Annotated in this window: 20 protein-coding genes; 7 read left to right on the top strand and 13 right to left on the bottom strand. The window is 73.5% G+C overall.

The genetic code is table 11. The features are described from left to right. Positions 1-66: 66 nt before the first annotated feature. From LCD31_RS02085 to LCD31_RS02070, 4 genes are all read right to left on the bottom strand, one after another. The gene (locus LCD31_RS02085; protein WP_224955690.1) at positions 67-600 is read right to left on the bottom strand and encodes an EF-hand domain-containing protein; all 534 of its coding nucleotides are present in this window, start codon (positions 598-600) and stop codon (positions 67-69) included. A 131-nt stretch (positions 601-731) separates the two neighbouring features. Beyond that, entirely contained in the window at positions 732-2,042 is a 1,311-nt protein-coding gene (locus tag LCD31_RS02080; protein ID WP_224955689.1) for a nucleotide sugar dehydrogenase, read from the bottom strand. After that, complete coding sequence (locus LCD31_RS02075) at positions 2,039-2,344, bottom strand: hypothetical protein (protein WP_224955688.1); 306 nt, start codon at positions 2,342-2,344, stop codon at positions 2,039-2,041. The genes LCD31_RS02080 and LCD31_RS02075 overlap by 4 nt, the downstream gene beginning before the upstream one ends. Positions 2,345-2,422: 78 nt before the next feature. Then, the gene (locus LCD31_RS02070) at positions 2,423-3,472 is read right to left on the bottom strand and encodes a hypothetical protein (protein ID WP_224955687.1); all 1,050 of its coding nucleotides are present in this window, start codon (positions 3,470-3,472) and stop codon (positions 2,423-2,425) included. 453 nt (positions 3,473-3,925) lie between these two features. Between LCD31_RS02070 and LCD31_RS02065 the strand changes: the two genes are divergently transcribed. Continuing rightward, a complete protein-coding gene (locus LCD31_RS02065) occupies positions 3,926-4,702 on the top strand; it encodes a DUF4239 domain-containing protein (protein WP_224955686.1) in 777 nt (258 codons plus the stop codon). A gap of 151 nt (positions 4,703-4,853) precedes the next feature. Further along, positions 4,854-5,264: a hypothetical protein gene (locus LCD31_RS02060; RefSeq protein WP_224955685.1), complete on the top strand. Its 411-nt coding sequence runs from the start codon at positions 4,854-4,856 to the stop codon at positions 5,262-5,264. 16 nt (positions 5,265-5,280) lie between these two features. Here LCD31_RS02060 and LCD31_RS02055 read toward each other — a convergent pair whose 3' ends face one another. Beyond that, positions 5,281-5,937, bottom strand: a complete 657-nt coding sequence (locus tag LCD31_RS02055; protein ID WP_224955684.1) for a response regulator — start codon at positions 5,935-5,937, stop codon at positions 5,281-5,283. Beyond that, a complete protein-coding gene (locus tag LCD31_RS02050) occupies positions 5,934-7,595 on the bottom strand; it encodes an ATP-binding protein (RefSeq protein ID WP_224955683.1) in 1,662 nt (553 codons plus the stop codon). Before LCD31_RS02050 ends, LCD31_RS02055 begins: the two co-directional genes overlap by 4 nt. 201 nt (positions 7,596-7,796) lie before the next feature. Here LCD31_RS02050 and LCD31_RS02045 point away from each other — a divergent pair, with 201 nt between their 5' ends. Continuing rightward, positions 7,797-9,152, top strand: a complete 1,356-nt coding sequence (locus tag LCD31_RS02045; protein ID WP_224955682.1) for a CitMHS family transporter — start codon at positions 7,797-7,799, stop codon at positions 9,150-9,152. A gap of 444 nt (positions 9,153-9,596) precedes the next feature. Continuing rightward, positions 9,597-11,096: a helix-turn-helix domain-containing protein gene (locus LCD31_RS29450; RefSeq protein WP_224955681.1), complete on the top strand. Its 1,500-nt coding sequence runs from the start codon at positions 9,597-9,599 to the stop codon at positions 11,094-11,096. Here the strand turns inward: LCD31_RS29450 and LCD31_RS02035 are convergent. Genes LCD31_RS02035 through paaI form a run of 3 tightly spaced genes read right to left on the bottom strand, consistent with a single transcriptional unit; the run spans position 11,087 to position 13,379 of the window. Further along, a complete protein-coding gene (locus LCD31_RS02035) occupies positions 11,087-11,689 on the bottom strand; it encodes a TetR/AcrR family transcriptional regulator (protein WP_224955680.1) in 603 nt (200 codons plus the stop codon). The two genes, LCD31_RS29450 and LCD31_RS02035, sit on opposite strands and share 10 nt — an antisense overlap. Next, positions 11,686-12,990, bottom strand: coding sequence for a phenylacetate--CoA ligase PaaK (gene paaK, locus LCD31_RS02030; protein ID WP_224955679.1), 1,305 nt, complete (start codon positions 12,988-12,990; stop codon positions 11,686-11,688). Before paaK ends, LCD31_RS02035 begins: the two co-directional genes overlap by 4 nt. Continuing rightward, entirely contained in the window at positions 12,987-13,379 is a 393-nt protein-coding gene (paaI, locus tag LCD31_RS02025) for a hydroxyphenylacetyl-CoA thioesterase PaaI (RefSeq protein WP_224955703.1), read from the bottom strand. Before paaI ends, paaK begins: the two co-directional genes overlap by 4 nt. Before the next feature lie 307 nt (positions 13,380-13,686). Between paaI and LCD31_RS02020 the strand changes: the two genes are divergently transcribed. Further along, complete coding sequence (locus LCD31_RS02020; protein WP_224955678.1) at positions 13,687-14,217, top strand: GNAT family N-acetyltransferase; 531 nt, start codon at positions 13,687-13,689, stop codon at positions 14,215-14,217. A 257-nt stretch (positions 14,218-14,474) separates the two neighbouring features. On the opposite strand, the gene LCD31_RS02015 is transcribed toward LCD31_RS02020, so the two are convergent. Continuing rightward, entirely contained in the window at positions 14,475-15,395 is a 921-nt protein-coding gene (locus LCD31_RS02015; protein ID WP_224955677.1) for a polysaccharide pyruvyl transferase family protein, read from the bottom strand. Between the two features lie 239 nt (positions 15,396-15,634). Between LCD31_RS02015 and LCD31_RS02010 the strand changes: the two genes are divergently transcribed. Next, positions 15,635-15,838 (top strand): hypothetical protein, encoded by a 204-nt coding sequence (locus LCD31_RS02010; RefSeq protein WP_224955676.1) that lies wholly within the window; start codon positions 15,635-15,637, stop codon positions 15,836-15,838. A gap of 387 nt (positions 15,839-16,225) precedes the next feature. Here the strand turns inward: LCD31_RS02010 and LCD31_RS02005 are convergent, their stop codons facing one another. Beyond that, on the bottom strand, positions 16,226-16,903 hold the full coding sequence (locus tag LCD31_RS02005; RefSeq protein WP_224955675.1) for a M15 family metallopeptidase: 678 nt from the start codon (positions 16,901-16,903) through the stop codon (positions 16,226-16,228). Positions 16,904-17,330: 427 nt separating this feature from the next. After that, a complete protein-coding gene (locus LCD31_RS02000; RefSeq protein ID WP_224955674.1) occupies positions 17,331-17,945 on the bottom strand; it encodes a TetR/AcrR family transcriptional regulator in 615 nt (204 codons plus the stop codon). A 113-nt stretch (positions 17,946-18,058) separates the two neighbouring features. On the opposite strand from LCD31_RS02000, the gene LCD31_RS01995 reads away from it, so the two are divergent. Then, complete coding sequence (locus tag LCD31_RS01995) at positions 18,059-18,556, top strand: methylated-DNA--[protein]-cysteine S-methyltransferase (protein ID WP_224955673.1); 498 nt, start codon at positions 18,059-18,061, stop codon at positions 18,554-18,556. 5 nt (positions 18,557-18,561) lie between these two features. Here the strand turns inward: LCD31_RS01995 and LCD31_RS28855 are convergent, their stop codons facing one another. Then, the gene (locus LCD31_RS28855) at positions 18,562-18,777 is read right to left on the bottom strand and encodes a DUF2277 domain-containing protein (RefSeq protein WP_255614474.1); all 216 of its coding nucleotides are present in this window, start codon (positions 18,775-18,777) and stop codon (positions 18,562-18,564) included. Positions 18,778-19,013 lie beyond the last annotated feature (236 nt).

Genomic DNA, 19,013 nt, shown 5'->3' with positions numbered 1-19,013 from the left:
GCGAACAGCGGCCGGTGACCATTCCGCGAGGGGAGGGTGGTCACCGGCCGCTTCCGCGTGGGCGGGTCAGCCCAGCAGCTCGACGTCCGACCGTCCGAAGTGGAAGTCCCGCACGGCGCTGAGCAGCTCGGCCACCGAGAGCTCGCCGTCGCCGTTGGTGTCGATGTCGACGAACGCGGCGGCCGCCTGCGAGCGGTCCACGCCGACCGCGGTCAGCCAGGACGCGAACTCGCCCGCGTCGATGACGCCGTCGTTGTTCCGGTCGCAGAGGCCGACGATGCCCTGCACCACCGGGCCGAGGACGCGGTCGAAGTCGGCCTCGCCGCCTTCGGTGACCATCCCTTCGGCCACCTGGAGGAACTGCTCCTCCGACAGCGAGCCGGCCGGGGTCTGCCCGGCGCGGGTCGCCAAGTGGTCGAACAGGGTGGTGAACGCCGCGCGCAGCTCCTCGGCCTGGGGGCTCTGGGCGTCCGCCCCGAACGCGCGCACGACGTTCTCGGCTTCCTGGACGAAGTCGGAGCGCTCCAGGCTGCCGCTGCCGTCCAGGTCCCACTTGGCGAAGCGCTTGCGCAGGCGGTCGTTCGCGATAGCCGTGGTCATGGCCATCCTCCTCGATGTGTGTGGGTGATTCGGTGTTCCGCCCGCCCCGTGGAACCGGGGTGGACGGCCCGCGCGGAGCCGCAGCGCCGCGCAAGTCTTCTCGGTGTCCGACCGGTGGAACCGGTCGTGCGTCAGAGCAGCGTCACCGCGGTCCCGGCGGACTTCCCCCGGGTGTCCAGCAGCAGGCAGCCCGACGAGGAGAGCTCGACGAGGTCGTAGCAGGAGTGGTCTTGCAGCAGGATCACCAGGTCCGCGCTGGTCAGCGCCTCCGCGAGCCGCAGCGTCCGCGGGATCGGATGTCCGTCCACCCGGAACTCGGCGACCCCCGGGTCGTGGTAGGACACCTCGGCGGCCTGGGCGAGCAGTCCCCGGGTGATCGGGTAGGCCGGGGACTCGCGGGTGTCGGCGACGTCCCGCTTGTAGGCGACGCCCAGCAGCAGCACCCGCGACCCGGACAGCATCCGCCCGCGCCCGCCGAGCAGTTCCGCGGCGCGCAGCACCACGTGCGACGGCATCCGCTCGTTGACCGCGCGCGCCGCGGACAGCGTGCCGAAGGTGAACCCGGCGCTGCGGGCCTTGCTCTCCAGGTAGCGCGGGTCCACCGGAATGCAGTGCCCGCCGACGCCCGGACCGGGCTGGAACGGGGCGAACCCGAACGGCTTGGTGCCCGCGCAGTGCAGCACGTCCCACACGTCGATGCCCATCCGGTCGCAGAACAGCGCGACCTCGTTGACGAGCGCGATGTTCACGTACCGGTAGCTGTTCTCCAGCAGCTTCGCCATCTCGGCCTCCCTGGTCCCGCGGGAGATGACGAGGGAGTCCACGAAACGGCCGTAGAACGCGACGCCGTACTTGGCGCACAGCGGCGTGCAACCGCTGATGATCTTCGGGGTGTTCTGCATGGCGAACCGCTCGTTGCCCGGGTCGATCCGCTCCGGGGAGTAGACGAGGTGGAAGTCCTCGCCGACCCGCAGCCCGCTGCCGCGTTCCAGGATGGGGCGGACGACCTCTTCGGTGGTGCCGGGGTGGCTGGTGGACTCCAGCACCACCAGCGCTCCCGGACGCAGCCGCGGTGCGGCGGTGTGCGCCGCGGCCCGCACCGCGCTCAGGTCCGGTTCCCCGGCCTCGGACAACCCGGTCGGCACGCAGAGCACGATCGTGTCCGCGGTGGCCAGCACGTCCGCAGCGGTGGTCGCGGTGAACCCGGCGGCGATCATCTCGGCGATGGTCGCGTCCGGCACGTCCCCGACGTGGGAGCGGCCGGCGCCGAGCCCCGCCACCACCTCCGCCGACACGTCCAGGCCGACGGTGCGCAACCCGGCCGCGCAGGCGGCGGCGGCCAGCGGCAGGCCGACGTAGCCGAGCCCGACCACGACGAGATCCGCGGACGGGCTCCCGGTCCCCCGGTCGTGCCCGGCGCCCGCGGCGAACCCGCCGGTCACGCCGAGAAGCTGCCGGTGCCGGGCGGGACGTGCGCGCCGTGCCCCGGTGGGACGACGAGGCTCGGCGACAGGCAGAACGGGTCGCCGTGCACGCGCACCGGGCCGTCGGTGTCGTTGATCAGGACGTGCGCCGTCGGCGGTGCTTTGGTGCAGCCGCTGGGCGCTTCGTAGGTCTGGACCGGCTCGACCTCGGTGCTGAACACCAGCACCCGCCCGGAGGTGGCGGCGGTGGCGGTGCCCGCGGGGAGCGCGGTGGCGAGCACCGCGGCGGCCGTGAGCAGCAGTCGTGCGTTCCTGTGCATCCGTTCGTTCCTGTTCGCAGTCGACGTGGTGCCTCCGGCGGGGCCGGGAGCGGGGGAGAGCTGGTTCGTGCCCCGGGATCACTTGCTCGGGCGGGTGGCGGAGGACAGCGCGCCGATGCTGACCATCATCACCAGCACGCCGAGCACGGCGATGAATCCGGCGGTCGGAGCGGGGGATTCGCGCGGCCCGGCGGAATCGGCGAGCTCCCGGACGGGCGGGTCGAGCGGGGGTGGTTCCGGGCGCGCGGCGGGCCGCGGTGGTTCCGCGGCGGGCGCCGGTGCGGCCGGTGGTGCCGCCGGTGTTGGCAGCACCAGCGTCGCGTCGGCCGCGGTGACCTCACCGGCCAGCGACCGAGCGGTGACGGCCAGGCGCACGACCTCGCCGGGCCGCGCCGGGCAGGTGTAGGTGACCTCCTCGCCCGGTTCGAGCGCGTCGAACGAGCGGCGGCAGGCCGGTGGTTCGCCGGTGACCGCCACGTCCAGCAACCGGACGGCGGAGGTGTTGCGCACCCGCACCGGCACCGAGCCGTTCCGGGCGGGGAGGATGTCCAGCGCGACCGAGGGCCTGGCCGGTGCGGGTGGTGCCGGGGGCGGCGCCGGTCGCACCACCTCCGCGGTGGCGCGGGCGGTGGCGGCGAACCCGGTGTGCGTCATGCCGACCGCCCTGGCCGCGACCCGGCCGCTCGTCGGCGCGGTTCCGGCGCAGGTGACGGTGCGGGAGTCGCCGGGGCGGAGCCGCCCGAGGACGTCGTGGCAGGGCCCCGAACCGAGGCTGACCACGATGCCGAACAGCGCGGCGTCGCCGGTGTTGGCGACGACGGCGCTCTGGGTGAGCGGGTCGCCCGGGTGCGCGCTGCGCGGATCGGTGCGGGTGCTCAGCGACAGCGCCGGGTGCTCGACGGGCCAGCCGGGGATGGTCCCGCCGGCTTCCCCGTCGTCCGGGACCCGGGGGACGTCCACCCCGCCCGGGACCGCAGCCGCGTCCTGCCGAGGCGGGACGTACGCGGACGTGAGCAGCGGGGCGAGCAGCACCAGCCCGCAGCAGGACAGCACCGCGGAGCGCGGCGGCCGGCTCCCGCCCGCCGTGCGGGCGCGGAACCGGTTCGGGACGGAACGCGGACGCGACATCTCACCTCCTCGTGCTTCGTGGAATGCGTGAATTCGACCAGCGGGAACGCGGGGCCTTATCGGTGGTCGCGGAAAACCGTAGCACTCGGAATTCGCGGTCCCGGCCGATCCGCGGAAAGTCCACAATGGTCGATGTGGCGGGTTGACCAGCGGCTACGCGCATTCGCTCGCGAAGGGTTCGGAATTGGAAACCGCCATTGCCGATCCGGGTGATCGTTCAAGATCACCCCATTCGGTGATTTTCCGCCCCGGCGCTGGAAACTTCCTCCTTTCAACGGGGTTCGGCGGGTAGGGTTCTTCGCGGCGGACCGAGGGGGCGGCCTGCTTCCCGCCTCGATCCCGGGTCCGACGTCGCGCGCGGTTCACCGATGGCACCGCGCGACCGAATTCGCCCCATTCCGAACATTCCGCGGGCGTGTCCGCGCCCGTCCGCGCAGTCAGAACGGATACCTCGTGATCTACCTCGGATTTCTGGCCCTCGTGCTGCTCACCGCGGCCGTGGGCGCGGTGACGCTGCTCGGCGCCCGTCGCGCAGCCGTCGCGGCCGGTGACTCCGACTCGGATTCGCAGTCGTTCGTCGGCGGCGTGCTGAACGCGCTGTTCACCGTGGTCCTCGCGTTCTACATCGTGTTCGCCTGGCAGAACGGCGACGACGTGGAGAAGGCGGCGCAGCAGGAGGTCAACGCGCTCAGCGACGTGCACTGGCAGGTCGCCGCGGTGCCCGCGGAGCAGGCCACCGCGCTGCGCTCGCTGGCCGAGCAGTACGCCGCCCGGGTCGCCGAGCACGAGTGGCCGTCCCTGGACCAGGGGCGGCCCGATGCGCAGGTGGACCGGCTGATCGACGGGATGCGGGCGGAGGCGATCGCGCTGCCCGCGGACACCGAGGTGCTGAAGTCCGCCCGCGAGCAGGTGCTCACCGACCTGCGCCAGATCGACGAGGCCCACCGGGAGCGGGTCGACATCTCCACCGACGACCAGCGGTTCAACCTGGTGCTGCTGGCGGGCAGCGTGCTCGGCGCGGTGCTGATGATCGCGTTCCCGCTGCTGGTGGGGTTGAGCGCCCGACCCGCCAACGTCGCGACGATGGTGCTGCTCACCTTGACCCTCGGATTCACCCTCTACCTCTCGGTGCAACTGATGCATCCATTGCACGGCCCATTCGGGGTTGATGCGGATGCATTCCGCACGTTCCTCGAATCATTGCCCGCCGGTTCGAGTCCGGCCGAATGAGCCGCGCGCACCGCGCGAGTCCGGTCACAGGAGAATGATGGGGGTCATGGTGCATGTCGTGCTGAACCGTCGACGAGGATCGCGTTCCGGTTCGCGGAATTCGAGCCGGGCGGTGTCGCCACGATCGGACTGGGCGGCGGAAGCCGACCGAGTGGTGCGTGAATTCCAGGCCGGTGCGACCGCGGATCCGGGGGAGCTCCGGAAATCTTTATGCTGGTTGTTCGAGCACGTGGCGGGCGCCGCGGGATCTGGAACGGCCATCGGTCGCGAACGGTTCCACCAGGCGTGCGAGGCTGTGCTGTTCGAGCAGGGCGAGGCCGCGTTCGACCGGATGCTCACCCCGGTGCTGCGCGCGCTGCTCGCCGCGGGGCCCGGTGCGGCGTCCGGGACGCTGCCGCGCCACGACCTCCTCCGCTGGCTGCGCGCGCTCGGCGTGGAGCAGGCCGCCGCCGTCCGCGCCTGCGACCGCGCCCGCCCGGGCGATCCCGCCCACTTCACCCTGCAAGACGTACTGCGCGCCGTCCGCGCCCACCACATGCACCCGCCGGCACCTCGGCGCTGACCGTCCGGGGTTCGGCTCAGCAGGGTTCGTACTGGTGCTCCGGCCTGCCGCTCGCTCCGTACCGCAACGTCATCGTCGCCTTCCCCTCCTGCGCGAGTCCGGCGAGGTAGCGCTGCGCGGTGGCGCGGGCGATGCCGAGCTCGTCGGCGATCTCGGAGGCCGACCGCGGCCCGTCGGCCGCGCGCAACGCGTCCGTGATCAGCTTGGTGGTGATGGAGGACTGCCCCTTCGGGGTGCTCGGCCGGTCCCCGTCGCGCAGCGAGCGCATGGCCCGGTCGATCTCGGCCTGGTCCACCGGCTCGTCGCCCGCCGGGAGCCGGGACCGGTAGTGCGCGTACGCGGTGAGCCGGTCCTTGAGCTGGTGTGCGGTGAACGGTTTCACCAGGTAGTTCAGCGCTCCGGCGGACAGCGCGGCGCGCACCGTGGCCGGGTCCGAGGCGGCGGTGAGCATGATCGCGTCGACGTCCAGTTCGGCGAGCAGGCCCACGCCGGGACCGTCCGGCAGGTAGTTGTCCAGCAGTACGAGCTCGGGCCGGTGCTCGGCGATGAGGTCGCGGGCTTCGGCGGCGGAGTGCGCGATGCCGACGGTGCGGAAGCCGCGCACCCGGTCGGTGAACTCGGCGTGCACCTGCGCGACGCGGAAGTCGTCTTCGACGACGAGGACCCGGATCATCGGTTCGCCTCCTGTTCGGTGGTTTCGGCGGACTCGGCGGACTCGGCGGACTCGGCGGACTCGGCGGGATCGGCGGGATCGGCGAGGGCGCCGGGCAGCCGGGCGACGAACAGCGCGCCGTGCGCACCGCCGCCGGGGTCGGCGAGCCGGACCTCGCCGCCGAGGGCGCGGGCCGCTTGCCGGGCGAGGGCCAGCCCGATGCCGTGCCCCTCGCCGTCCTTGCTGGTGCTGCCCTCGGTGAACACCTCGGCGCGCCGCGCGGCGGGCACGCCGTCCCCGGTGTCGAGCACGGACAGGTGCAGGGTGCTGCCGTCGGAGAGCAGGTCCACGTCGACCCGGGCGGGCCGGGCGGCGCCCGCGCGGGCCGCGTCGCAGGCGTTGTCGACGAGGTTGCCGAGCACGGTGGTGACTTCGACGGGCGCGGTGACGGCGGTGGCGACCCAGCTGGTCTCGCCGAGCTCCAGGGCCACCTCCTTCTCGGCGGCGGCGGCCTTCTTCGCGCCGAGGAACGACACCAGGTGCGAGTCCCGCACGGCGTCGGCGGCGGGCCCGAGCCCCGCGATGGAGCCCTGGAACAGGGCGTGCAGGTAGTCCTCCGCTTCCTGCCGGTGCCCGGTCTGCAGCAGTCCGGACAGCGCGTGCAGCCGGTTGGTGAACTCGTGGCGCTGGGCGCGCAGCACGTCGGCGGTGCCGCGGACCGATTCGAGCTCGCGGGTGAGCTTGTCCAGGTCGGTGCGGTCCCGCAGGGTGACGACGCCGCCGAGGTCGGTGCCGTCGCGGCGCACCGGGCGGTGGTGGGCGACGAGCACCCGGTCGGCGGTGACGGTGATGAGGTTGTCCACGGCCCGGTGGTCGAGCAGCGCGGCCCGCAGCCGCGGCGGCAGGTCGAGTTCACCGACCGGGGTGCCGGGTTCGACGGCGTGGCCGAGCAGCCGTTCGGTCTCGGCGTTGCGGAACGTGACCCGGTCGTCGGCGTCGACGGCGAGCACCCCTTCGCCGATGCCGTAGAGCACCGCTTCGCGCTGCCGGACGAGTTCGGTGAGCTCGTGCGGTTCGAGGCCGAGCGTGCGCCGCTTGAGCAGCCTGGTGAGCAGCGCGGAGCCGGCGACGCCGAGCAGCAGCGCGCCGGCGGCGACCGCGGCGGAGGTGCCGAGCAGCCGCAGGAAGGTGGTGTGGATCTGCCGGGCGTCGAAGCCGACGCTGACCTGCCCGACGATGCGGCCGTCGGTGGTGCGCAGCGGGACCTTGCCGCGCGCGGACCAGCCGAGGGTGCCGCGCTGCACGTCCACCACTTCCCGGCCGGCGAGGGCTTGCGGGTCGGTGCTGACCGGGTCGCCGATCTGCTCGGGGTCGGGGTGGGCGAGCCGCACGCCGCGGTCGTCGGTGACGACGATGAACAGCGCCCCGGTGGCGTCGCGGACGCGTTCGGCCTTGGTGGCGACCCGGGGGTGCCGGGCCGGGTCGGCGACGGCGGCGGCGAGGTCGTCGTCGGCGGCGACGGAGCGGGCCACGCCGAGGGCGCGCTGCCCGTACTGGTCGACGAGGCTGCGGTCGAGCAGGGTCGCGGCGACCGCGAAACCCACGCCGGTGATCAGGACGACGAGCCCGATCTGCAACGCGAGCACCTGCCGGGCGAACCGCATGGGGCGGCGGGACATGGCGCGACCCTACCCAGCCGTTTCGCCCGGCCCGGGCCGCGGCGCGGGTGCGGGTGAGCAGAACGCGCAGAACGCGCGCAACGCGGGCTAGGCGTACAAGGTCGTTAACCCTCCCGTCACGGGCGTGCGGCACCTACGGTTCCGCGAAATGGAACAACGGTGTTACGTGGGCCACGTCGTGGTTCGAAGGGGGGTAGTGCGGTGATCGCGTTGCTCGGTTTGGCGATGGTGTCGGTCTTCCTCTACCTGGTCATGAGCAAGCGGTTGGCGCCGATGGTGGCGCTGATCGTGATCCCGGCGATCTTCGCGGTGATCGCGGGTTTCGCGCCGGACCTGGGTGAGATGGTCACCGACGGCATCACGTCGCTGGCGCCGACCGCGGCGATGCTGATGTTCGCCATCCTCTACTTCGGCATCATGATCGACGCGGGGTTGTTCGACCCGGTGGCGCGGGCGGTCGTCCGGCTCACCGGGGACGACCCGCTGAAGCTGATCGTGGGGACGGTGGTGCTGGTCGCCGTGGTCTCGCTGGACGGCGACGGCACGACCACCTTCATGATCACGGTGTCGGCGCTGCTGCCGATCTACCGCAAGCTCGGGGTGAGCCCGGTGCTGATGACGGGGTTGGCGTGCATGACGAACGCGGTGCTGAACGTGGTGCCGTGGGGTGGTCCGGCCGCGCGGGCGGCGAGCGTGCTGCGGCTGGATCCGCAGGAGATGTTCGTGCCGATGATCCCGGCGCTCGGTGCCGGCCTGGTGACGGTGTTCGTCATCGCCTACGTGCTGGGGCTGCGGGAGCGGGCGAAGCTGCGGGCGCGCACCGCGGAGCCGGTCCTGGCCGGGGTCGGCGCGGGCGGCGGAGGGTCGGCGGAGTCCGGTGGCACCGGTGCCGAGGACGGCGGCGACTTCGACGTGCTGCACCCGGACCGGGAGAGCCTGCGTCCGCGGCTGCTCTGGTTCAACGCGGCGCTGACGGTGGCGCTGCTGGTCGCGTTGATCTCCGGGGTGCTGCCGATCGCGGTGCTGTTCATGATCGGGACCGGGATCGCGCTGATCGTGAACTACCCGAGCATCAAGGAGCAGGCGGCGCGCATCGCCTCGCACGCGGACAGCGTGGTCGCGGTGGTGTCGATGGTGTTCGCGGCGGCCGTGTTCACCGGGGTGCTCTCGGGCAGCGGGATGATCGAGCAGATGGCGCAGTACCTGCTGCACGGCATGCCGGACGCGCTGTTCCCGTACTTCAGCGTGGTGATCGCGGTGCTGAGCATCCCGTTCACGTTCTTCATGAGCAACGACGCGTTCTACTTCGGCGTGGTGCCGATCCTGGCGGAGACGGCCGCGCAGCACGGCATCTCGGCGATGGAGGTGGCGCGGGCGTCGCTGCTGGGCCAGCCGATCCACATGTTGAGCCCGCTGGTGCCCGCGATGTACGTGCTGATCGGGTTGGCGAAGGTGGACTTGGGCGACCAGCACCGGTTCGCGATCAAGTGGGCGTTGCTGGTGTCGCTCGTGGTGATCGCCGCGGGCTTCGCCTTGGGGCTCATCGCGATCCACTGACGCGCCGGTCGCCACCGGTGGACCTCCGCGCGGCAGTCGGTTCCGGGGAGGAGCCCTGCTGCCGCGCGGGATCCGCCACCGCGCCGCCGAGCGTGGCGCGGCCGATCGTTTACCGAGTGGGGGGGGGCCCCCCGGGGCCGCACCGGGGGGCGCCCGGGGGGGGGGGGCGGGGCGGGGGTGGGGGGGGGGGGGGGGGGGGGTTCCCCGGGGGGCGCCCCCCCCCGCCCCCCCCACCCCCGATGCCCCCTTGGAAGGCACCAACAGTAGAGCTTGATCGACTCGGCGGGGAAGTTTCACTTCGCCCAGTCGTGCGGCCGAACAGTAAGAATTTGCCACCTCGGTCGGCGGGCGGCGACGTGGCGCGTGCCGGCGGCGCGGGCGTCCGGTGCCGGGATCCGCCGACCGGCCCCGCTCCGGCACCCGTGCCCGATAGGCTCGGCGCCCGTGCCGCCGCGGACCCCGTCCACCGAGCCCGATCTCGACGCCGACCGGCTGCGCCGCCTGCACCAGGACGCGCTGCTGCCGGACGGGCTCCGGCTGCTGGTGCGCCGCGTCGCCGACACCGTGCGCGGCCGGGCGGCGCTGCTCGACGCCGCCGGAGAGCCCGTCGTGCCCGCGCCGGTGCCGCCCCCGGACGCGCTCGCCGCGATCGCCGACGACCTCGACCGCATCCGGTCCGGGCAGGCGCACTCGGCCGCCGTGCACCGCGACGACCGGATGATCTGCGCCCAGCGGCTCGACGCGGGACCGGACGCGCCCGTGCTGGTGGTGTCGCTGCCCGCCGCCGGAACCGCCGGAGTGGACCGCTACCTCGCCGACGCCTCCCGGCTGCTGGCCCTGCGGTGGCAGACCGACCTCGCCCGGCAGCAGTCCCGGCGGGTGCTCGCGGCGGCGACCGCGGTCCGCGAATCGGTGCTGCACCTGCTGATGCTGGGGCACCCGGACAGCGCGCAGCGGGTCGCGAGCGCGCTCAGCCCGCGGTTGCCCGCGTTCCTCACCGTGTACGTCATCGAAGCGGGCAAGGTCGACCGGGACGCGCTGGCGGCGCGGATCTCCGGGGTCACCGGGCACCGGGCGTGGATCGTGCACTGCCCGGTGTACGTCAAGCACCTGATCGTGCTGGTGCCGTCCGGTGAGCACCAGCACCACCGGCCCGCGAACTCGGTGGCGGAGCTGGTGCGGGACCTGGTGTCCGGCCCGGACCGGATCCGGGTCGGCGCGAGCCGGGTGGTGGCGCTGCGCGAGGTCGCCGTCGGCTACGAGCAGGCGTTCCACGCCCTGGCGGCCGCCCGCGGCGGGGCGGGCTCGTTCGAGATGTTCGCCTTCCAGGAGAGCCAGGCCGCCGTGGTCGGCGCGGCGGGGGAGCGCTGGGCCGAGCGGGTGCTGGCCCCGCTGCGCGCCTTCGAGCCCGCCCGAGCGCAGGATCCGGACGCGGCGGCGCTGGAGCTGACCCTGGGGGCGTGGCTGAACTTCGGCACCGGCGGCGCCCGCCAGCTCAAGATCCACCGCAACACGCTGGGGTCGCGGCTCGCGCAGCTGGAGCGGCTGCTGGACTGCGACGTGCGCGACCTTCCCACCCAGGCGCGGCTGCACCTGGCGCTGCACCTCGCCGTCCGATCCGGGGCGACGGCGGCGGAACCGGGCCCGACGCGGCTGCCGGACCTGCTGGAACCGCCCGAGGTGCGGTCCTGGGCGGCCCGCCTGCTGGCTCCGCTGCGCGACGCCGAACCGCACCTGCTGCCGACCCTGCGCGCGTGGCTGGACGGCGGTGCCCGGCTGGAGGCGGCGGCCCCGGAGCTCGGGTTGTCGGTCCCCGCGGTGCGCAAGCGGATCGTGCGCATCGAACGGGTGCTGGAGCGTTCCCTGCTGCACGGCCCGTCGGTGCGCTACGAGCTGCACTTCGCGATGCGGCTGTTCGACGGGCGGCCCGTCGATCAGGGCTGAGCGGACGGGTTCCGCAGCCCGTCGAAGGTGAGCCGGGTGACGGCCTCGGCGAGCTGCTCGGCGTCTAGGCCCGGCTGCGGCCGGTACCACTCGATGATCGAGTTCACGGTGCCGAACAGCAGCCTGCTGGTCAGCGCCGGATCGAGGTCGGGGCGCAGGCTCCCGTCCCGCTCGGCCTCGGCGACCAGCTTGCCGAGGAACGCGTCGATCTCGCGGCGCCGGGCCAGCGCGTCGCGCTCCACCTCGCTGTTGCCGCGCACCCGCAGCAGCACCGTCACGAACGGCTGCTCGGCGACGAGGACGTGCACGCTGCGCCGCACCACGTGGCGCAGCCGGTCGATCGCCGGGCCCTGCTGCGACCCGGGTTCGCCGGTCACCGCCAGCAGCGCGTCCAGCGCCCGGTCCACGGTGCGCCGCAGCAGTTCCTCCTTGCCGGAGACGTGGTGGTAGATCGCCGACTTGGTGATGCCGAGCCGCTGGGCGAGCACGTCCATGCTGGTGCCGTCGTAGCCGCGTTCGTGGAAGACGACGGCCGCGATGCGCAGCAGCGAATCCAGGTCGTGCCCGGGCCTGCCCCGGCCACGGCCGGTCATGCGCCGCGCCGGTCCAGCACCCGGCGCAGCTTTCCGACGGAGCGCTCCAGCGCGCCCGGGTCGGCCACCACGACCTCCGCGGTGATGCCGATCGCGTCCTTGACGGCGCGGGCCAGCGAGTCCGGTGCGGCGCCGCGCTGCCCCGGGGTGCAGTCCTCGGCGGCTTCGACGGTGATCGTCATGCGATCCATCCGGCCCTGCCGGGACAGGGTGATCTGGAAGTGCGGGGACAGCCCTTCGGCGCGCAGCACCAGTTCCTCGACCTGGGTGGGGAAGACGTTGACGCCGCGCAGGATGATCAGGTCGTCGCTGCGCCCGGTGATCCGCTCCATCCGGCGCATCGCCGGGTTCGCGGTGCCCGGCAGCAGCCGGGTGAGGTCGCGGGTGCGGTACCGGATGATCGGCAGCGCCTCCTTGGTCAGCGAGGTGAACAGCAGCTCACCCGGTTCGCCGTCGGACAGCGGGTCGCCCAGCACCGGGTCGATCACCTCGGGGTAGAAGTGGTCCTCCCAGATGTGCAGGCCGTCCTTGGTCTCGGCGAATTCGGCGGCGACGCCCGGCCCCATCACCTCGGACAGCCCGTAGATGTCGACCGCGTCGATGTCGAGGGAGCGCTCCAGCTCCCCGCGCATCTCCTCGGTCCACGGTTCGGCGCCGAAGATCCCGGCGCGCAGCCCGGTCTCCCGCGGGTCGACGCCCTGGCGGCGCAGCTCGTCGACGAGGGCGAGCATGTACGTCGGCGTCACCATGATCAGGTCGGGGCGGAAGTCGCGGATGAGCTGGGCCTGCCGCGCGGTCATCCCGCCGGAGGCGGGGACCACGGTGCAGCCGAGGCGTTCCGCGCCGTAGTGCGCGCCGAGCCCGCCGGTGAACAGGCCGTAGCCGTAGGAGATGTGCACCAGGTCGCCGGGGCGCCCGCCCGCGGCGCGGATGGAGCGGCTCACCACCTCGGCCCACACGTCCAGGTCGTGCCGGGTGTAGCCGACGACGGTGGGCTGCCCGGTGGTGCCGCTGGAGGCGTGCACCCGGCTGACCTGCTCGCGCGGGACGGCGAACATGCCGAACGGGTAGTTCGCCCGCAGGTCCTCCTTGGTGGTGACGGGGAACTTCGCGAGGTCGGCCAATTCGCGGCAGTCGTCCGGGTGCACCCCGGCGGCGTCGAACTTGGCGCGGTAGAAGGGAACGTTGCGGTAGGCGTGCCGCAGCGTCCAGCGCAGCCGGTCCAGCTGGCGGGCGCGGAGTTCGTCCTCGTCGCGCGGTGCGGTCTCGTCGGCCGCGGTGGTCGTGGTGGTCCCGGTCATGCGCCCGTCCTCGTCCGGCCGTCGATCGTCCTGCTGCGCCCGCGGAACTCGGCGATCACCGCCGCGTCGTGCTCGCGGCGCACGGTGATGTCGTAGATCCCGCTGCGGCCGTAGCGGGTGCGTTCGGTCGCTTCGGCGTGCAGCCTATCGCCCTCGTGCGCGGGGGCGACGAAGTCGATCTCGGCACCGGCGGCGACGGTCACGGGGCCGTGGCTGTTGCAGGCGCAGGCGAACGCGGTGTCGGCGAGCAGGAACACGTAGCCGCCGTGCGCGATGCCGTGGCCGTTGACCATCGAGCGGGTGATCGTCATCCACGCGGTCGCCCGGCCGTCGGCGGCCGCGTGCAGCTCGATGCCGAGTTCCCGGGACGCGGTGTCCTCGTCGAACATCGTTCTCGCCGCGTCCGCGACGGGTTCCGCCGTGCTCACCGGGCTCCACCACCTCGTACTGACCGAACAGTCGGTTATTGCTCGCAGTGTTGGCGGCGGTGGTCGCGATGTCAACCCACCGCGTCGCGGTTCCGGCGGAGGGCCGCCCGGCGGAGCGGTGGGGCGGAAGAGTCCGAAGTGGACGAACGCGTCCCGCCGGCCGAGATCACCACGACCTTCGGTACCAGATGGTTCCGGTACTCGCCGGAGTCCCGCGACCCGGCCGCTGAGCAAGACGAGCCGCAGCACAAGCAGTAGCGTTTCCCGCATGGTGGCGATGCCGGTGAGCGAACGGGTGCTGCTGCGGGAGTGGCGGCCCGAGGACGTTGACGGCGCCTTCGCCGTCTACGGCACCACCACCGTCACCGACTGGCTGGTCCCGTCCATGCCGCGGGTGGCCGACCTGGCCGCGATGCGCCGCGTGCTGACCCAGTGGATCGAGGAGCAGCGCGAGCTGCCGCCCCCGCTGGGCCGGTGGGCGTTCGAGCACCGCGGCACCGGCGAGGTCATCGGCGGCGCCGAGCTGCGGCTGCTGCCCCCGCACTTCGAGGACGTGGAGGTGGCCTGGCACCTGCGCCCGAACGCCTGGGGCCACGGCTACGCCTCCGAGGCGACCGGCGCGCTGATCCGCTGGGCGTTCGAGCACGAGGCCATCGAGCTGTTCGCCGTCGTGGACCCGGCCAACGACCGCGCGCACGCCACCGCGCAGCGCCTCGGCATGGAATGGGTCGGCGAGACCACGAAGTACTACGACCGGCCCCTCGGCGTCTACCGGATCCGCCCGGGGGACCTGGAGTGACCGCGCTGTTCCCGTCGCGCGGGGCCGCAGGGCGGAATCCCGCTGCCCGGCTGCGAACTCGGGCCGCGTAGCGCTCGGGTGGTTCCCCGCTGCCCGCTTCCCCGCCGCCCGCTTCCCGGTCGGGCCGCGCTCCCTCGCGCAGCACGGCGACATCGCCGTCCGGGAACCGCTGAGCACCCGCGGGTGGTTCCCGTCGCTCGGTGGTCGTCAGCCGCCGACGGGCGGCCACCACCGCCGCCGGGTGCGGGCGGGCCCGCTCATTCGGCGGGGGTCGCGGAGCGGAGCCGTTCGACCAGGTCCAACAGCTGGCTGCTGCCCGCGTCCGCGGCCTGGTCGGCGCGGTCGGCGGCCATCTCCCGCCCCTCCGGCCCCAGGCACCACTGCCACCAGCGGTCCAGCAGCGCGCCGGCCTGCCCGTCACCGCCGTCGTAGAGCTCCTCCGAGGACAGCACCGCGGGCCACTGCCACGCCGCGCCCTGCGCCGAGACCTTCCCGCCGCCGCCCACCGGGTCGACGGCGATCGCCGGGATCCCCTGCGCCAGCGCGAACACCAGCCCGTGCAACCGGGAGGTCACCACCACGTCGGCCCGCCCGAGCAGCGTCGCGAACTGGTCGGCCGTCGAGCACAACCGCGCATTCACCCGGTCCAGCCGCAGGTCCACCACCATCGGCGCGCAGTCGGTCCGGCCGATCCAGTTCAGCAGGTACCGGTGCACGCCGTCGTGCCTGCGCAGCGGGCCGTACTCGCGGCGCCCGTGGGACACCACGATCGCCGCCACCGGCGTCGGGCTGATCGATCCGCCCGCGGCGAGGTCCCGGGTCGCCGGCACCCGCGGCCTGTCCCGGGCGAGCACGTGGTGGAAGCCGCGCACCGCGGGCGCCTGTTCGTCGATCACCGTGACGCCGATGGCGGTGCGCCTGCACCGCGCGTACCGCTGGTGCAGCTCCTCGACCTGCCTGCCGTGCGCGGGACCGCTCACGAACACGAGGTCGGTGAACTCTCCCGGATCCGCGTCGTCGAGGGTCAGCGATCCGGGGACCAGCACCGGGCTCCACGCCAGCTCGTGCGGGATCCCCGAGGTGCCGAGCGCGTCCGCCACCCGCCGCATGGCCGCCACGTCGCCCGCGGAGAACTCGGAGTGCAGGAAGCTGGGCCAACCCGTGATCAGGACACGCACGTGAGCTCCTCGTCGACGATCCCGCACCCCGGAAGTGCCCGGTGCGGCGCCGGTTCAACCGCACGCGGTCCCGCCGGGCGGGTGACGCATCTCGCGGCAGGGCCCCGGCCTCACCCACTCGCGCCACTCCCGGCGCTCCCCGTCCCGGGGTGCGCGGGACGGGACTTTCGGCCGTGTCGCGGCGCGATGGGGCTGGCAGTATCGGCGACCGCACGGAACCACTCGGGGGAGGACGGACGATGCAGGCACGACCCACACCGCAGCAGGCCGACGCGCACGAGCCGACTCCGCAGGAGCGGTCGCGGGCGGTGCGCGCCACCGCGCACCACGCGAACGACGCCGCGCAACTGGCCGAACTGCTCGACATGCTGGGTCTCGACCCGGACGAAGGCCGGGGCGGGGGAGTGCCGCAGGCGCGCTCGGGCGGACCGTCCGCGGCCTGATCCGGCGCTCGGCCACCTCGGTGACTCCTCTCGTCACCGCCCCGCCACCGCGCTGGATTCCCCGCTGCGGAGCGGAAAACCGCGGTGCATGCGGGGAAACTGCGGCAGCCGGGCCGGAGGTCGACGTCGTGGTGGTCGGCGCCGGATGCGTCGGCCTGCACGCGTTGCCCGAGCTGCGGTCCCGCGGAATCACCGCGCTGGTGCGGGAAGCCGGCTCGGACGTCGGCGGAACCCGGTGCTGGAACCGGTGTCCCGGCGCGCGGTGCGACCTGGCGGCGAGCCGTCCGGCGCGCCGCGAACCGCGCCGGCGCGGCGGGACCGGGTGAGCAACGAGCACGGCACCTCCGGCGTGGAACCGCGGCGCGAGGTCGGGTCAGCCCACTGCGGTCACGGCAGTTCGAAGTGCTGGTAGTCCTTCGGATCGTGCCAGGACCCGCCCCAGGTCCAGCCCGCGTCGGTGAACATCCGCACCGCCGCGTCCCCGTCGTGCAGCATCCCCGGATCGCGGCGGGTGCGGTCCAGGTACGGCCCGGCGGTGGCCGGCTGCAGGTCGCCCTCCGAGCTCAGGTACGGGTTGCGCAGCGGGTTCACGTCCACCGCCCGTCCGTAGGCGTGCTGCGACCACGAGCCGCTGCCGGAGATCCCGCGGCAGTTGAACGCCGAGGTGTTGTTCGCCCGCATCGACGTCTCGTCCTCGGCCCCGGGGTAGTCCCCGGCGGGGCGCATCCGCTCGATGGGGAACCGCAGCGCGTGCAGCCGGGCGAAGGCGTCGACGGTCTGGCGCACCCGGTCCTCGTGCACGACGAGTTCCCCGGTGCGCTCCTGCCCGTCCACGCCGACGTGGCTCAGCCGCAGCAGGCGCAACCGGTCCGGGGCGACGGGGCAGCCGGGGTGCCAGCTCGCGCCGAGCCGGGCGGCGTCCACCGGTTCCACGCTGGAGGTGAAGCGCGGTGCCGGTTCGCCCGCCGGCGGTTGCGGGTTCCCGCACTGCACGGTGGTGGCGACCAGCGCGCACGCGAACGCGGCGGTGAGCCGGCGCGACGACGAGCCGCGGGAATTCCTCATGACGTGCCTCCCTTTTCGCATTCCGCTTCGAGTGTGCGGGTGGATGCGCGCGGAATCGAGCGTCGTTTCGAGCGATTTCCCCACGATCGGGGAGCATCCGGGTGTTCTTGTGTTGCGAATGGACAGTGCCCGGTCCACGATCCCGTTGTGGGATCAGTGGTCGCGGATTCCGGAGAACGCAGTCCGACCCCGAAACGGACGCATTTCCGGTGGCGCGACGGTGCTCCGGTGGGGCACTCGCAGACGGCCGAGCCCCGAACACGGTGCTGTCGCCGCCGACCCACCTGGTGGAGAGCGGGGGTCGCGACCGCGGTGCGGCCTCCGCCTCCGGGGCGTCCCGGGAATTGGTCCCGGCCGGGAAAGCGCGGCCGAACGGGAACCGCGCGTCTCGAATTCGGGTGTTCCGGTTCCGCCCGGCGAGCGGATTTCAGGCCGGGTGCACGCGCAACCCGTCGAACGCCGTCGCCACCACGGTGTCCGCGAGTTCCGCGGCGCCCACTCCGCCGTGCGGGCGGTACCACTCCGCCAGCGAGTTGACCATCCCGAACAGCAGCCGCCCCGCGGTCGCCGGGTCGACGTCGGCGCGCAGGTCGCCGTCCGCGACCGCCTCGCCGACCAGGTCGGTGACCAGCTGGTCGAACTCGCGGCGCCGGTCCAGCGCCGCCCGCTCCACGGGGGTGTTGCCGCGCACCCGCAGCAGCAGGGTCACGAACGGCAGCCGGTCCACCAGCACCAGCACGCTGCCGCGGACCAGGTGCTCCAGCCGCGCCACGGCGCGCGCGTCCTGCTCCCGCGCTTCGTCGGCGACGGCGAACAGGCCGTCCAGCGCGTGGTCGGTGGCGAGCCGGAGCAGCTCCTGCTTGCTCGGCACGTGGTGGTAGATCGCGGACTTGCTGATGCCGAGCTTGCGGGAGAGGTCCTCCATGCTGGTGCCGTCGTAGCCGCGGTCGTTGAACAGCTCCACCGCGACCGCCAGCAGGGATTCCAGGTCGTAGCCGGGTCGGCCGCGCTTGGCCGGGCGCGCGGGTGGTGCCGTCGTCATGGACCTGATTATTCCAGTAGGAATTTTCCAGTCGATCTGCGCGCGGCCCGCACGTCCGAGGCCCGCGCCGCGTCTGCATAGTGGTACCGACGGGCGCGAGACGGGAGCAGGCCATGAGCACGACGCACGCGGTGATCGGCACGCCCCTCGGCGAGCTGACGCTCATCGCCCGCGACGACGCGCTGACCGCGGTGCGCTTCGCGGGCGGCGGGCACCGCGAGGAGGACATCGGCGAGTCCGCCGGGACCGAGCTGTTCGCGGAGGCCGAGCGGCAGTTCGCCGAGTACTTCGACCGGCGGCGCACCCGGTTCGAGCTGCCGCTCGCGCCCCGTGGCGAACCCTTCCAGCTGCGCGTGTGGGAACTGCTCCAGGAGATCCCCTACGGCGAGACCACCAGCTACGGCGCGCTCGCGCGGCGGCTCGGCGACGTCGGACACTCGCAGGCCGTGGGCGCGGCCAACGGGCGGAACCCGCTGCCGGTGATCGTGCCCTGCCACCGGGTGATCGGCGCCGACGGCAGCCTCACCGGCTACGCGGGCGGCCTCGACCGCAAGCGCTACCTGCTGGCGCTGGAGGAACCCCCGGCGGAGGACGCCGGCCGGTTGTTCTGACCCGGTCAGGACCGGGAGCCGCGGACCTCCAGCGACTCCAGCAGCGCGGCCGTGGCCCGCTCGACCTCGTCGACGGCTCGGTCGAACGCCGCCGCGTTGTGCGCGGCGGGCGCGCGGAACCCGGAGATCTTGCGCACGTACTGCAGGGCGGCCGCACGCACGTCCTGCTCGGTCACCTGCTCCGCGTACGGCGGGCGGAGGGTCTTGATGCTTCGGCACATGCCCCCATCGTCCTCCGCCCGCCGACATCCGTCCGGGCTCCCGCGGCGCCGCACGGCCGCCGCGAGCAGCGCGCCGAGCGGGGAACGCGCCGCCCGCGCCAGCACCTCGTCGATCACCTCGGTCAGCGGACCGCCCGCCCCGCCGGGGGCCACGAGCAGGAACCGACGGCAGGAGCGCGCCGGGCGCCCGCGCGCGTGGCGAGAACGACGGAGACCACCGAATTCTGGCCATCCGC

Origin of the sequence: Saccharopolyspora sp. 6M, assembly GCF_020176775.1 — a bacterium.
Taxonomy (GTDB): Bacteria; Actinomycetota; Actinomycetes; order Mycobacteriales; family Pseudonocardiaceae; genus Saccharopolyspora_C; species Saccharopolyspora_C gregorii.
Note: the sequence above shows the minus strand (reverse complement) of the source record. Positions and strands in the feature narration are given on the sequence as shown.

Coding starts and splice junctions, on each gene's coding strand:
- LCD31_RS02085 (WP_224955690.1), bottom strand. CDS start 600: ATGACCACGGCTATCGCGAACGACCGCCTGCGCAAGCGCTTCGCCAAG.
- LCD31_RS02075 (WP_224955688.1), bottom strand. CDS start 2,344: ATGCACAGGAACGCACGACTGCTGCTCACGGCCGCCGCGGTGCTCGCC.
- LCD31_RS02070 (WP_224955687.1), bottom strand. CDS start 3,472: ATGTCGCGTCCGCGTTCCGTCCCGAACCGGTTCCGCGCCCGCACGGCG.
- LCD31_RS02055 (WP_224955684.1), bottom strand. CDS start 5,937: ATGATCCGGGTCCTCGTCGTCGAAGACGACTTCCGCGTCGCGCAGGTG.
- LCD31_RS02050 (WP_224955683.1), bottom strand. CDS start 7,595: ATGTCCCGCCGCCCCATGCGGTTCGCCCGGCAGGTGCTCGCGTTGCAG.
- LCD31_RS02035 (WP_224955680.1), bottom strand. CDS start 11,689: ATGACCGGCCGTGGCCGGGGCAGGCCCGGGCACGACCTGGATTCGCTG.
- paaK (WP_224955679.1), bottom strand. CDS start 12,990: ATGACCGGGACCACCACGACCACCGCGGCCGACGAGACCGCACCGCGC.
- paaI (WP_224955703.1), bottom strand. CDS start 13,379: ATGTTCGACGAGGACACCGCGTCCCGGGAACTCGGCATCGAGCTGCAC.
- LCD31_RS02020 (WP_224955678.1), top strand. CDS start 13,687: ATGGTGGCGATGCCGGTGAGCGAACGGGTGCTGCTGCGGGAGTGGCGG.
- LCD31_RS02010 (WP_224955676.1), top strand. CDS start 15,635: ATGCAGGCACGACCCACACCGCAGCAGGCCGACGCGCACGAGCCGACT.
- LCD31_RS02005 (WP_224955675.1), bottom strand. CDS start 16,903: ATGAGGAATTCCCGCGGCTCGTCGTCGCGCCGGCTCACCGCCGCGTTC.
- LCD31_RS02000 (WP_224955674.1), bottom strand. CDS start 17,945: ATGACGACGGCACCACCCGCGCGCCCGGCCAAGCGCGGCCGACCCGGC.
- LCD31_RS01995 (WP_224955673.1), top strand. CDS start 18,059: ATGAGCACGACGCACGCGGTGATCGGCACGCCCCTCGGCGAGCTGACG.
- LCD31_RS28855 (WP_255614474.1), bottom strand. CDS start 18,777: ATGTGCCGAAGCATCAAGACCCTCCGCCCGCCGTACGCGGAGCAGGTG.